This is a genomic window from Streptomyces sp. NPDC001348 (assembly GCF_053597535.1).
In genome coordinates this window covers 1-12,825 of sequence record NZ_JBSFIK010000047.1, presented here as the reverse complement: position 1 = coordinate 12,825, position 12,825 = coordinate 1, and the positions used below count along the sequence as shown (strand labels likewise).

Below are 12,825 nucleotides of genomic sequence, written 5' to 3'. Positions count from 1 at the left end.
GCCGGAGCGAAGGCCGGACGCCCGGGCGCCGCCACCAGTACAAAAGCCGGCATGACTGAAGATCACTCGGTGGTGCGTCCAGACGGCGGTTTCTCCCGCAGGAGCTTCGCGGCGGCGGTCGGCACGACCACGGTGGCAACGGCCCTGACCGGCGGTGTCGCCGCGGCCCTGCCCGCTCCGGGCGCCCCGAGCGACAGCCGTGGCACCGACTTCGACCGGTGCCTCGCCGTGGCTCGGGCGCTCCTCGTACTGGACTCCGACGACCGCCCTCTCGTCCCGCGCTACCAACGCGTCCTCCACGAGGGACTACCGGCCCGGCGACGCACACGCCCCAAGAACGTTCTGGTCGTCGGGGCCGGTCCGGCCGGGCTGGTGACCGCCTGGCTGCTCAAGAGGGCGGGTCACCGGGTGACCGTGCTCGAGGCCAACGGCAACCGCGTGGGCGGACGCATCAAGACCTTCCGGAGCGGCGGCCACGAACACGCCCAGCAGCCCTTCGCCGACCCACGCCAGTACGCCGAGGCGGGCGCGATGCGTCTTCCCGGCAGCCATCCCCTGGTGATGGAGCTGATCGACCAGTTCGGCCTGAAGAAGCGGCCCTTCCACTACGTCGACGTCGACAACGAAGGGCGTCCCGCCAGCCGCACCTGGATCCACGTCAACGGCATCCGCATGCGGCGCGCCGAATACGCCCGCGCACCCCGGCGGATCAACCGGTCCTTCGGCGTCCCCCGGGCCCACTGGGACACCCCCGCCGCCGCCATCCTGCGCTCCGCGTTGGACCCGGTGCGCGACGAGTTCAGTCACGTCGGCAGCGACGGCAAGCGGGTCGACAAGCCGCTCCCCGAACGGCTGCGGGGCTGGGCCCGCGTCGTACAGCGGTTCGGTGACTGGTCGATGTTCCGCTTCCTCACCGAGCACGCCGGCCTCGACGAGCGGACCATCGACCTGATCGGCACCCTTGAGAACCTCACCTCACGCCTGCCCCTGTCCTTCATCCACAGCTTCATCGGCTCCTCCCTCATCAGCCCCGACACGCCCTTCTACGAGCTGGAGGGCGGCACGGCGGTACTGCCGGACGCCCTGCTGGAGCGCGTACGCAAGGAGGTACGGTTCGACCGCCGTGTCACGCGCATCGAATACCACCACCCCGACCGCCCCTCGGCGGACACGGGGCACGTCCGGGCGAAGGGCCCGCACGTGTGGGTGGACACCGTGTCCGAGGGCCGCGACGGTCCCGTCGTACGCGAGCAGTTCACCGCGGACGTCGCCGTGATCACCGTGCCGTTCTCCGGGCTGCGCCACGTACAGATCGATCCGCCCATGTCGTACGGCAAGCGCCGCGCGGTCTGCGAACTGCACTACGACAGCGCGACCAAGGTGCTGCTGGAGTTCAGCCGCCGCTGGTGGGAGTTCGACGAGGCGGACTGGAAGCGCGAGCTGCACGCCGTCGCCCCCGGTCTGTACGACACCTACCGCACCGGCCGCGCCCCCGCGGACGGCAGCCTGCTCGGCGCCCATCCCTCCGTGCCGTCGGGACACATCACAGCGGGTCAGCGCACCCACTACGCCGCCAACCGCGCGGTCGCGCGTGACCAGCCGGAGGCGGTCGACGTCGTGGGCGGCGGATCGGTGTCGGACAACGCCAACCGGTTCATGTTCCATCCCTCGCATCCGGTTCCGGGCAGTGCCGGGGGCGTGGTCCTGGCTTCCTACAGCTGGGCGGACGACGCGATGCGCTGGGACTCCCTGGACGACGAGGCACGGTACCCCCACGCTCTGTGCGGCCTCCAGCAGGTCTACGGCCAGCGCATCGAGGTCTTCTACACGGGCGCCGGACGCACCCAGAGCTGGCTCCGCGACCCCTACGCATACGGGGAGGCGTCCGTGCTCCTGCCCGGGCAGCACACGGAGCTGCTGCCCGTCATCCCCGTCGCAGAAGGACCGTTGCACTTCGCCGGGGACCACACGTCCGTCAAGCCGGCGTGGATCGAGGGAGCCGTGGAGTCCGCGGTACGCGCCGCCTTGGAGATCCACACCGCATGAGCCGGGTGGTCCGCTGAGCCATGGGGTGGGCGCGGGCCCCGGCGCACCGTCGCCGGGGCCCGCGCCGAGCGGCTCATGGAGGTACCGAGCGCCTGGCAGACGGCGGCGCGACCGGACGGGCGGAATGCCACGGACGCGCGGCTTCCGTCCGAGGTCGGCGCGGGTACGGGCGGCGAGAGTCCTCTGCGGACAGCGCCGTTCCGCTCCGGTTCGCGGTCGGCGCCGAAGAGCAGCCGGCCTCGGGTGAGGCCGGCTGCTCATGCGGATCGGGTGGCCAGCGCCTTGCGCTTGTCCGCCAGGTAACGGGCTACGGTTCTTCTGTCGCTCGGCGTCAGCAGGCGCTTCTCCGCGGCCCGTTGCACGTCCTGGACCACTTGGGACAGGCCGGTCTCGATCTGGCAGCCGGCGTCGGCGCCCGCCAGCCTGATCTCGTCGCGGCCCAGCGCACGCAGGGCCTCCGCGTCCGCCGCGGCCTTCTGCAGCCGGGAGTCGATGGCCCTGCGCGGTGCCTGGAGGTCCGTCACCGGGTGCCCCGACTTCGTCATGCACGAGGACCAGTGCCGGACAGCGGCACGGTAGCCGGGGTCCGCCTCGACGGAGCCGATCACACGGTTCGCCAGTCCCATGGCGACCGGAGCCACGGTGTTCCAGTCCGCCCCGTACAGCTCGGCGCGCGCCCGGGCGACACAGCCGTCGGTGGAGTACTCGAGGCTGACGCCGTCGGGCAGCCGCAGACGCACCCGGTGGGCGGCTGTACCGGTCAGAGCGTGCTTCCAGGCCGCCTTGCGGGGTTCTTCGGGCGGCGGAGGAGCGGACTGGCGGTACAGGTACTCACCGACGATCCCGTACCCGTCCTGGGCCGCCCTCTCCGGGGTGAGCAGCCCGTAGGGGTTGGTCTCCTCACCGCGGGCGGAGGCGGTCCGGGGCTGTGCCGTGTAGCTCTGGCCGCGCGAGGTCATGCAGGCGGCGACGGCACGTTCCTCACGGTCGTGCAGGCGTACGGCCTGGGCGTAGGTGAACGCGGTGGCCCCGGACAGGGGGCGGACGTCGAGTGCCACGGGCCCGCGGCCGGGCTCCCCGCCGAGGGAGCAGCCGGCCGCGGTCAGCGCAAGGAGCACCGTGGGAAGTGTCCGCCGCGCCGTGGATGCGCTCATACGCACCAGTCGTTCGAGGCGACGTTGTGCCACCACACGGTGTTCGCCAGGGAGCCGTTGTAGTAGCCCCGGGCGAGCACATAGCTGGCGCCGGTGTAGTTCAGCCCCGAGTACAGGCGGACGTTGCAGTTGTTGCCGTGGTTGTACAGGGACTCGGCGTTGTTGAACTTGTTGTACTGCAGAAGGTTCGCGTTGTCGTTGTAGACCACGCCCGGGTCGCCCGCGCCGTTGACGCCGAGGTAGGCGCACAGCGCTCCGGCGGGACAGTCCGACCACGCCGCGTTCGCGGGGGCGGCTGTGATGAGTGCGCCGGTGGTGGCCAGGGCCACGCTTCCCAGGGCGATGCCGGCCTTGGCCAGGATCCGCTTCATGCTCAGTGTTCCTCCATCACTCGAGGACCGCCCACGGGACCGGGTGTCGCCCGTGGTGCGCAGGGGTGCCATGGACACGGTGGAGGAGTGAGGTGGTCGAGAAGCTTGCTCGAACCTTGCCTCACAGGTGGCCAGGTGGTTGGGTGACGCCCGGGGATCAGGTCGGCGCGTACAGGGTCGGGTCAGGGGGCGGCGTGACGGGATTTCAGCTGCTGGGGCCCGTCGAGCTGAGAGTGTCGGGCCGCCCCGTGGACCTGGGTCCCGCCAAACGGCGTACTGTCCTTGCGGCGCTGCTGGTGGACGTGGGCCGCTGGGTGGCGACCGAGACGCTGATCGACCGGGTCTGGGGCGATGAACCGCCCGCTCAGGTGCGCGCCACGCTCTACGCGCACATCGCCCGCATCCGCCGAATCCTCGCCGACACCGCCCCGCAGTTCTCCTGCGACGCCGACGGGAGCCTTCCCGGCGGGGCCGGCACGCTCCTCCCCGGCGACCCCGGCGACCCCGACGGCCCGCCCGGCCCGGTCGTGGCCCCGCAGTTGCTGCGCGGCTCGGGAGGCTACCGGCTCGACATGCCGCGGGACCTGGTCGACGCGCACCGGTTCCGGCACCTGGTCACCCGGGCCCGTGCGGCCGGCGGGTCCGACCCGGGGCGGCTGGCGATGCTGCGGGAGGCCCTCGGGCTGTGGCGGGGCGAGCCCTTGGCCGGCCTGGCCGGGGAGTGGGCGGCGCGCATCCGCGAAGGCTGGCAGCGACAGCGCATCGACGCGGTCCTGGCCTGGGCGGACGCCGAACTCCGTGTCGGCGGTCACCTCGAGGTGGTGGACACGCTGACCGTCCTGGCCGCCGAACATCCCCTGACCGAGCCGCTCACCGTGGCCCTGATGCGGGCGCTGCACGCCGCCGGGCGCGCTCCGGAAGCGCTCACCTGCTACACCGGCCTGCGACGACGGCTGGCCGACGAACTCGGCACCACCCCGGGCGCCGAGGCACAGCGCGAGCACCGGGCGCTCCTCACGGGCAAGCCCGCCACACCGGCCGTCCACCGCACACCGCCCGGCGCCGGCGTGGAGCGCACCAGGCCCGTTCCCGCGCAACTCCCCATGGCCGCTGGGGCGTTCATCGGCCGTGAGGAGGAGCTGGCCCGGCTGGAGGCAACCCTGGCCACGGCGGCGGAACGGCCGGCCGCGGTGCTGATCTCGGCGGTGTCGGGAACGGCGGGGGTGGGCAAGACGGCCCTGGCCGTGCACTGGGCGCACCGGGCCCGGGAACGGTTCCCGGACGGCCAGCTGTACGTGAACCTGCGTGGCTACGACCCCGACCAGCCCATGACCGCCGCCGACGCGCTGGTCCGTTTCCTGACCGCGCTCGGGGTGCCCGGGCAGGACGTCCCGCTGGAAGCGGACGACCGGGCGGCGCGCTACCGCAGCGAGGTCGCCGACCGGCGGATGCTGATCGTGCTGGACAACGCCGCCACCGTGGAGCAGGTCCGTCCCCTGCTGCCCGGCACCGGCTCCTGTGCCGTGCTGGTGACCAGCCGCGACAGCCTGGCCGGGCTGGTCGCGCGGGAGGGCGCCCACCGGCTCGACCTCGACCTGCTGCCCGCCGACGCCGCCCGTGCCCTGCTGCGGCGGCTCGTCGGCGCCCGTGGCGAGGCCGAACCCGGCGCCGTGGACGCCCTCGCCGCACAGTGCGCCCGGCTGCCGCTCGCCCTGCGGGTCGCCGCCGAACTCGCCGTCGCCCGCCCTACCACACCCCTGTCCGAGCTCGTCGCCGAACTCGCCGACCAGCAGCGGCGGCTGGACCTGCTCGACGCGGACGGCGACCCGCGGGCCGCGGTCGCCGCGGTGTTCTCCTGGTCGCTGCGGCAGCTGTCCCCGAACGTGGCGCGTACCTTCCGGCTGCTCGGGCTGCATCCCGGGCCCGATTTCGACGCGTACGCCGCCGCCGCGCTGTGCTGCGACGGCCTGACGGAAGTCCGCCGTGCCCTCGACGTCCTCGCCCGCGCCCATCTGGTCCAGCCCTTGGACGGCGGCCGCTACGGCATGCACGACCTGCTTCGCGCCTACGCCACCCGTCTCGCCACGGCCGAGGACGCGCCGGACGTCCCCCGGGCGGCGGTCGACCGGCTGTGCGACCACTACCTCGCCACCGCTGCCGCCGCCATGGACTGCCTCCATCCGGCCGAGGCGCACCTACGGCCCGGCGTTCCCCCGGCCGCCACCCCGATGCCCGACCTGTCCGACCCGGACGCGGCGCGCGCCTGGCTGAACGGCGAACGACCGTGTCTGACGGCGGTCGCCGCGCACACCGCCGCCCATGGGCGGCCCACCCATGCCATCCGGCTGTCCCAGACCCTGTACCGCTACCTCGTCACCGGCCATCACACCGACGGTCTCACGATCCACGGCCACGCCCGGGACGCCGCTCGCCAGACCGCCGACCCGGTGAGCGAAGCCCGGGCCCTGCTCGGCCTCGGCACCGCTTACTGGCAGTTGGCCCAGCACGAACCGGCGATCCGGCACCTGCAGCAGGCGCTGACGCTGTTCCGGCGGGTCGGCGACCCGACCGGCCAGGCCCGCGCCCTCGTCAACCTCGGCCTCGTCGCCGAGCGGCAGGGCCGCTACCTGCCGGCCGTCGGGAATCTCGAACAGGCGCTGGCCTTGTACCGGCAGGCCGACGACCGGTTGGGCGAAGCGATCGTCCTGAAGGATCTCGCCACGGTCGAGCGGCATCTGGGCCGTTACGGGCCGGCCGCCGACCGTCTCCGGCAGGCCCTGGCCCTGCTCCGTCGCAGCGGCAACCGGTACCTGGAAGCCCACGCGCTCAATGATCTCGGCATGGTCGAGGCGCGCCTCGGCCGGTACGGGCCGGCCGTCGACCACCAGGAGCAGGCGCTCCTCCTGCTCCGGGAAGTCGGTGACCGCTACGGCGAAGCCGGAGCGCTGAACAGCCTCGGCATCATCCGTACGCGCCTCGGACGGCCCGAACAGGCCGCCGAATGCCACCGGCAGGCGATCACCATCTACTGGCAGAACGGCGACCGGGACGGCGAAGCGGGCGCACTCAACGGGCTCGGTGAGGCCGCCCGTGCCGCCGGGCGGCACGCCGACGCGCTCACCCACCACACCGACGCTCTCGCCATCGCCGAGGACATCGGCAACCCCGGCCAGCAGGCCCGTGCGCACGGCGGACTGGGCGATGCCCACCACGCTCTCGGCGACGCCCAGCCGGCCGTTCGCCACTGCGAGCGCGCCCTGGCCCTTTACACCGAACTCGGCATGCCCGAAGCGGACGACATCCGAGCTGTCCTGGCGACGGTGACGGGCTCCCGGGTGTGACCGCCGGACGCGTCGCCGCCGCGGCCAAGGGGCGGTCCGGGGATGCGGAGTCCCGCGGAGGGCGGGCGTGAGCCGCGGCCGCGGCGCCGGCCATGTCTATGCGCGGTGGACGGTGACGCCCCCGACCAGGCCCCAGGCGTCGATCCGGACCGTCGGGCCGCCCGGTTCGGTCGGGCCGTCGTCCTTCACCCCGCCCAGGCGCAGCCCGTGGACCTCGACCCGCACCTCGGGACGGACCTTGAGGTTGACGCCACCGATCAGGCTCAGCTTCGTGATGCGCAGTTCGGTGCCGTCCGGGATGTCGAGGTCCGTCAGGTCGATGTCGGCGCCACCGATGAGGGACGCGGTGACGGTCCGCTCGTGCAGGGTGGTTCCCTCCAGGCGGTGGCCGCCGAGGAGGCTCACCTTGACATCGGTCTTCCGCGGGTTTTCCCCGTCGCTCTTCGTCATGCCAAGAACCATATGGGTGGGGTCGGTTGGCCTGTCAGTGTGCGTCGTCCGGTGTTGCTCGTGACAAGTGTCATGCGGTGTGCCCGCCGGACGGTTCACGGCAGGCCGCCACGAGGTCGGGCTGACGGTCGTCAGTGCCTGGGCAGGACGAGGCGGGAGAGGGTGGCGGTGGTGAGGAGGAGCGCGGCGATGAGGAGAAGGCCGAGGCGCATGCCGGGGAGGGAGAAGTCGCCGCCGGGGCCGGAGAGCAGGCTGCCGAAGAGGGCGACGGCAAGCGCACCGCCGGTCTGACGCAAGGAGTTGAGCAGTCCTGACGCGGTCCCGGCACGTTCCCCCGGGACGGCGTCGATCAGCAGCGCGGTCAAGGCGGGGACCGCGAGCGCACCGCCCACGCTCAGCGGCAGCAGCAGGACCAGCACCAGCCAGACCGGGGTGTGCGCGGTCAGCGGCAGCATGGTGAGCATCGCCGCCGTGAAGACCAGTTGACCGGCGACGATCACCGGCCGCCGTCCGATGCGCTCCGCCAGGCGCGGCGAGACCAGGTTGGTCGCGGTCACCACCGCCGACAAGGGGACGAACATCAGCCCGGCCGCTGTCCCCGACATGCCCCGCAGCTGCTGGTAGTACAGGCCGAGGAGGAAGATCCCGCCGTAGAAGGCGGCGTTGACGGCGAAACCGACCGCCAGGGGGACGGCCACCTCTCGTTTCGTCAGCATCGTCAGTGGGACCATCGGTTGGCGGTGGCGGGACTCCACCGCGCGGAAGGCGAATCCGGAGGCGACGGCGAGCACGGCGGCGGTCAGCACGGGCGGACTGGTCCAGCCCAGGTCGCGGCCCTCGATCACCGCGAAGGCCAGCCCGGCCAGGGCCAGTACGGCGGTGAGCTGGCCGCCGCCGTCCAGCGCGGCGGGCCGGCGCGGGGAGCGCGGAACCCGGATCAGCAGACCGAGTATCACCGCTCCCACGGGGAGGTTGAGGAGGAAGACCGCCCGCCAGCCGGCCGACTCGGTCAGCACGCCGCCCAGCACGGGGCCCGCGGCCATCGCCACCGAGCCGCCGACCGTCCACAGCGCGATGGCGCGGGCGCGCTCCCGGGTGTCCCCGTAGGCCTGCCGGATCAGAGCCAGCGAGGCCGGCATCACGACCGCGGCGGCACCGCCCTGCGCGACACGCGCGGCGACCAGCACGCCGATGCCGGGCGCGAGCGCGCAGCCGAGGGAGGCCAGGGTGAACAGGGTGACGCCCCAGGCGTAGGTGCGGCGGGCCCCAGCGCGGTCCGCGAGGGCACCGGCGGAAAGCATCAGGGCCGCGAACATCAGGGTGTACGCGTCCACCACCCACTGCAGCCCGGCCATCCCGCCGCTGAGCGAGTCCCGGATCGCGGGCAGCGCTATGTTCACGGCCGACACGTCGATCGTGATCACTGTGAAGCCGAGGAGGGAAGCGACCAGTGCGACGCCTGCCCGCCTCGCCTCGCCGGGGGCGCAGGCCGGCGGCGCGGCTGGTCGGGCCGGGTCCGGCTGCCGTGGCCGGAACCCGGCCGCCGCCGGCGCGGGGGCGTGTCCGTGGGCAGGGACGGTGGACGGTGAGGGGGAAGGGGTGCCCGGCACAGTGGCCTCCTGGACGAAGCAGGCATGGTTGACGGTGTCCATCAGGGTGATCGGGCGGGCGGCCGCGGTTCGCCAGGGCCGCGGTCCGGTGTCACGCACCCCCTGGGTCCCCGGCGGCCGGGCCGCCCGCTCCGGGAACAACTCTGCGCCCGCCCGCGACCGCGCGGCAGACCGTGCCGTACCGTGGTGCGGCGTTCCAGGCCCTGACAGGGCCCCCCAAGTCCCCGGCGCGCCTGCCAGAATGGGCCGAATGGCAGCAGCGACCAACCCGCGGGGCACGGAACTCGGCAAATACCTCAAAGCCCGCAGGGCACAGGTGCGCCCGGAGGACGTCGGCCTTCCGGCCGGTGCGGGTCTGCGCCGCACTCCCGGACTGCGCCGGGAGGAGCTGGCCGCGGTGGCCGGGGTGAGCGTGGACTACTACATCCGCCTGGAACGCGGCCGGGAGACCAACCCCTCGCCTGCTGTCGTGGACGCCCTGGGCCGCGCCCTGCGGCTACGCGGTGACGCCTACGAACGCCTGCACGAGCTCGCGGAGCTGGCCTCCGGCCGGGTCTCCGAGCTTCCCGCCTCCTCGGACCACACCGTCCGCGACTCGGTACTGCGGATGCTGGAGGCCGTACGACCGCTGCCCGCCTACGTGGTGAGCCGGTACAACCGGGTACTGGCCGCGAACCCGCCGGGCCGGCGACTGCTGCCCGGGCTCTGGGACTGGCCGGAGGACCAGCGCAACCTCACCCGCTACCTCTTCCTCCATCCCGTCGGGCGGACGCTGTACGAGCCGTGGGAGGACACGGTCGCGCTGTCGGTGGCGCATCTGCGGGCGGTCGCCGGCGCCGACCCGGACGACCCCGAGCTGACCTCACTGGTCGGCGAACTGGTGCTGAAGTCACCAGAGTTCGCGCGGCTTTGGGAGCGGTACGACGTCTGCGAGCGCGGTGGCGGGCAGAAGACCTTCCGGCATCCGAAGGTGGGACCGATGACCCTCACCTACGAGGTCATGCGGCTGGCCCGCACGGGTGACCAGCGCATGGTGGTCTACCAGGCCGCCCCGGGCACCCTGGACGAGCAAGCCATGCTCCGCCTGGAGCCCGCGGCCGCCCGGCCGGAGCCGACGCCCGCGGGCCACCCGGAGCCGGCCGCCGACCCGAGCCCCGCCCGCCCGCTGTCCCCGGCCCACGCTCCCGTGCCCCGCCGGGACCGCGGCGCACTGGACGGCGTACGGCAGGACGATCTGCTCAGCGCAGGACGGCCGCCAGCAGGTCGGCGCCCAGCGACGTCACATCGGGGAGACTGAGGGTGTGCCGGACGTAACGGCCCTGCCGCCGGTGCGTGAGCAGGCCGGCGCGGCGCAGAACGGCGAGGTGGCGCGAGACCTCCGGCGGTGAGAGTTCCCAGGCGTGGGCCAGCTCGCTGGTGGTGTGCGGGCCGCGGGCCAGGGTGCGCAGCAGCCGCAGCCGTACCGGATGCGAGAGTGCCTGCAGCCGTAGTGCGACGGTCTCCAGCGACACCGGCTCCGGTGGACCCGGCTCGGTCACGGGGTACTGCACCACCGGCTGCCAGCCGGGGGCGTGGACCGCCACCAGGTGCGGGTTCCCGAAGACACTGGGGATGAAGGTGACCCCGGCGCCGTGGGCGGCGGTCGCCTTGTCCTGCACCTTGTCCACGATGATGCAGTCACCGTCCGGCGCCAGGGTGACGGCACCGGACACCGCTGCGAGTGCCGGCCCGACGCCCTGACGCTTCAGCAGGTCGTTCTTGCGCCGCAGGTCGGTGGCGAGCCGCACGGCGACATCCGCCCAGGCGGCGTCGAAGAAGGCCTCGGCGCACTGTTCGAGGGTGTCACGCAACCGCGCCCGCGCCGCGGCCGGGTCCTGGAGCAGCCGTTCCGCGAACGCCTCTTGCCGCGCGCCGCGGGCCTGGGCAACGTCCAGGGCCCGCTCGCGTGCTGCCGGGTCGGTGAGCGGCGACGGCGCGGCGAAGTGGATCCGGCTGCTGCCGCACGTGGTGACGAGCGCGGCGGTCACATACGTCTCGTCGTCGATCCGGTCGACGTCGTCCAGCTCTTCCGCGAGGGTCGGCCGGGGACGGGCCGGGATCAGGAAGTCCGCCTGCGAGGAACGCCAGAGGAAATCGGCCTCCCGCAACCGCTCGGCCAGCTCCGGCCGCAGCCCGGCCCAGACGTCCCCGGCCCAGCCGGCGAGCTGCGGGTGATGCCCGGGTTCGGCCAGCACGTGCAGCATCGCGGTCAGCTCCGCCAGCGGGGAGGCGGCGAACCGCAGCCGCTCGGACGGCAGGCCGCTGATGTCGATCCTCAACGTCATCCCGTCATCATCACCGACCGGGCGGCCGGCGACCGCGTCGGTTGACGGTCTCCGTCAACCGACGTGCCCGACGCGGCGGCCGGCCGCACGGTTTCACACCATGGCAACCACCACCAAGATCCGGCCCGGCGGCCTCGTCCGTGCCTCCGGAGGCCCCCGCTACGCCGTCGCCCTGGCCGTCGACGCACTCGGCACCGGTCTGCTGCGCCCCTTCCTGCTGCTCTACGGGGTGACGGTGCTCGGGCTGTCCGCGCCGGCCACCGGCACAGCCATGACGGTCGGGATCGTCGCGGGTCTCGGGTGCATGCCCGCGGTGGGCCGGTGGCTGGACCGGGGCGCCCGCAGCACGGCCGTGGCGGCGTCGATGCTGGTGCGGGTGCTGGGTGTGGCGGTGCTGCTGGCCACCCCGGCAGGGCATGTCTGGCCGTTCACCGCGGCGGCGTTGTTCCTCGGCATCGGCAACCAGGCGTGGCCGGCCGCCCACGCGGCTGTCGTGGCCACGGTCGCCCAGGGGCGGGAACGCGACGCGGCTCTCGCGGCGGGCCGCTCCCTGCGCAACGCCGGTCTGGGCGTGGGCGCGCTCATCGCCACCGCTTGCCTGGCGGGCGGCACCACCGTGTTGCAGGCACTGGCCGCCGTCACCGGGCTGGCCTACCTCACCTCGGCGGCCTTGGCGTGGTCGGTCCACCTGCACGCGCATCCGGTCGCCGGTCCGGTCAGCGAAACCGGTGACGGGCCCGTACCCCGGATGCGCGTGCTCCTGGCCGCCAACGTGGTCTACGTGTTCTGCCTCAATGTTCCCGAAGTCGCCCTGCCCCTCGTGCTCGTGACGCAGTTGCACGCGGCCCCGGCGTGGTCGGCAGCCGTCTTCGTGGCCAACACGGTGCTGGTGGTGACCCTGCAGGTTCCGGTCACCATCGCGCTGTCCCGCTTCTCCCGGCGGACCGTGCTGGCGCTCGCCGGTGTGGTGCTCACCGTCTCCTATCTCGGCTTTCTCGTCACCATCACCCTGCGGCACGGCTGGGCTGTCCCGGCCGTCGCCGCGGTGTCCGTGGTCTGTACCGTCGGCGAGATCATCTACGCCGGCAGCGCCACCGCTCTGGTCACCGCCCTGGCCCCGGCTCATGCCCTGGGACGCGTCCTGGCACGTCTCCAGCTCTCCACGGGCTTCGGTCTCGCCGTCTCACCGGCGGTCATCACCGCTCTCGCGCCCCAGGGACCGGCCGCCCTCTGGGGCGGCCTCGCCGCCGCGACACTCCTGTCCGCCGCCGCGGTCGCCCGCCGCTCGACGCCGTCCGTCTCGTCACGGCGGACGAGACGCTGCTCTCTCCCGCGGCCACGAAGGGGCTCAACCGTCAAGACCCACGCCAACCGGGCCATGGCCGAGTGGCGCGCTCGGGACCGGCCGACTCGTCGGCATGCGCCGGGAACCCGCTAGTGTGATGCGCCAGAAATTCTGAGGGTTAGTTACTACCCTGTTGTCATGTCTCATCCCGGGCCTTCAGCTGTGGAGATCACGCTGTCCGAAG

At 73.2% G+C, this 12,825-nt stretch carries 9 protein-coding genes; 4 read left to right on the top strand and 5 right to left on the bottom strand.

Annotated features, from left to right (window positions below; translation table 11 throughout):
* Positions 1 to 51: 51 nt before the first annotated feature.
* Positions 52 to 2,046, top strand: coding sequence for a flavin monoamine oxidase family protein (locus ACWC21_RS34765; RefSeq protein WP_450887810.1), 1,995 nt, complete (start codon positions 52 to 54; stop codon positions 2,044 to 2,046).
* Positions 2,047 to 2,303: 257 nt separating this feature from the next.
* Here the strand turns inward: ACWC21_RS34765 and ACWC21_RS34760 are convergent, their stop codons facing one another.
* Positions 2,304 to 3,200 (bottom strand): hypothetical protein, encoded by an 897-nt coding sequence (locus tag ACWC21_RS34760; protein WP_450887809.1) that lies wholly within the window; start codon positions 3,198 to 3,200, stop codon positions 2,304 to 2,306.
* Positions 3,197 to 3,571 carry a peptidase inhibitor family I36 protein gene (locus tag ACWC21_RS34755; RefSeq protein WP_450887807.1) on the bottom strand — a complete coding sequence of 125 codons (375 nt, stop codon included), beginning with the start codon at positions 3,569 to 3,571 and terminating at the stop codon, positions 3,197 to 3,199. Before ACWC21_RS34755 ends, ACWC21_RS34760 begins: the two co-directional genes overlap by 4 nt.
* Positions 3,572 to 3,765: 194 nt before the next feature.
* On the opposite strand from ACWC21_RS34755, the gene ACWC21_RS34750 reads away from it, so the two are divergent.
* On the top strand, positions 3,766 to 6,912 hold the full coding sequence (locus tag ACWC21_RS34750) for an AfsR/SARP family transcriptional regulator (protein WP_450887806.1): 3,147 nt from the start codon (positions 3,766 to 3,768) through the stop codon (positions 6,910 to 6,912).
* A 96-nt stretch (positions 6,913 to 7,008) separates the two neighbouring features.
* Here ACWC21_RS34750 and ACWC21_RS34745 read toward each other — a convergent pair whose 3' ends face one another.
* Positions 7,009 to 7,362 (bottom strand): hypothetical protein, encoded by a 354-nt coding sequence (locus ACWC21_RS34745; RefSeq protein ID WP_450887804.1) that lies wholly within the window; start codon positions 7,360 to 7,362, stop codon positions 7,009 to 7,011.
* Positions 7,363 to 7,493: 131 nt separating this feature from the next.
* Positions 7,494 to 8,786 carry an MFS transporter gene (locus ACWC21_RS34740; protein WP_450887902.1) on the bottom strand — a complete coding sequence of 431 codons (1,293 nt, stop codon included), beginning with the start codon at positions 8,784 to 8,786 and terminating at the stop codon, positions 7,494 to 7,496.
* Positions 8,787 to 9,222: 436 nt separating this feature from the next.
* On the opposite strand from ACWC21_RS34740, the gene ACWC21_RS34735 reads away from it, so the two are divergent.
* Positions 9,223 to 10,269 carry a helix-turn-helix domain-containing protein gene (locus tag ACWC21_RS34735; protein WP_450887802.1) on the top strand — a complete coding sequence of 349 codons (1,047 nt, stop codon included), beginning with the start codon at positions 9,223 to 9,225 and terminating at the stop codon, positions 10,267 to 10,269.
* On the opposite strand, the gene ACWC21_RS34730 is transcribed toward ACWC21_RS34735, so the two are convergent.
* On the bottom strand, positions 10,211 to 11,296 hold the full coding sequence (locus ACWC21_RS34730) for a DUF5937 family protein (RefSeq protein WP_450887800.1): 1,086 nt from the start codon (positions 11,294 to 11,296) through the stop codon (positions 10,211 to 10,213). The two genes, ACWC21_RS34735 and ACWC21_RS34730, sit on opposite strands and share 59 nt — an antisense overlap.
* 100 nt (positions 11,297 to 11,396) lie before the next feature.
* Here ACWC21_RS34730 and ACWC21_RS34725 point away from each other — a divergent pair, with 100 nt between their 5' ends.
* A complete protein-coding gene (locus ACWC21_RS34725) occupies positions 11,397 to 12,734 on the top strand; it encodes an MFS transporter (protein ID WP_450887798.1) in 1,338 nt (445 codons plus the stop codon).
* Positions 12,735 to 12,825: the final 91 nt, after the last annotated feature.

Bases quoted from the DNA above. Each gene is read 5' to 3' on its own strand.
- ACWC21_RS34755 (WP_450887807.1), bottom strand. From the start codon at position 3,571: ATGAAGCGGATCCTGGCCAAGGCCGGCATCGCCCTGGGAAGCGTGGCC.
- ACWC21_RS34760 (WP_450887809.1), bottom strand. From the start codon at position 3,200: ATGAGCGCATCCACGGCGCGGCGGACACTTCCCACGGTGCTCCTTGCG.
- ACWC21_RS34735 (WP_450887802.1), top strand. From the start codon at position 9,223: ATGGCAGCAGCGACCAACCCGCGGGGCACGGAACTCGGCAAATACCTC.
- ACWC21_RS34765 (WP_450887810.1), top strand. From the start codon at position 52: ATGACTGAAGATCACTCGGTGGTGCGTCCAGACGGCGGTTTCTCCCGC.
- ACWC21_RS34745 (WP_450887804.1), bottom strand. From the start codon at position 7,362: ATGACGAAGAGCGACGGGGAAAACCCGCGGAAGACCGATGTCAAGGTG.
- ACWC21_RS34725 (WP_450887798.1), top strand. From the start codon at position 11,397: ATGGCAACCACCACCAAGATCCGGCCCGGCGGCCTCGTCCGTGCCTCC.
- ACWC21_RS34730 (WP_450887800.1), bottom strand. From the start codon at position 11,296: ATGACGTTGAGGATCGACATCAGCGGCCTGCCGTCCGAGCGGCTGCGG.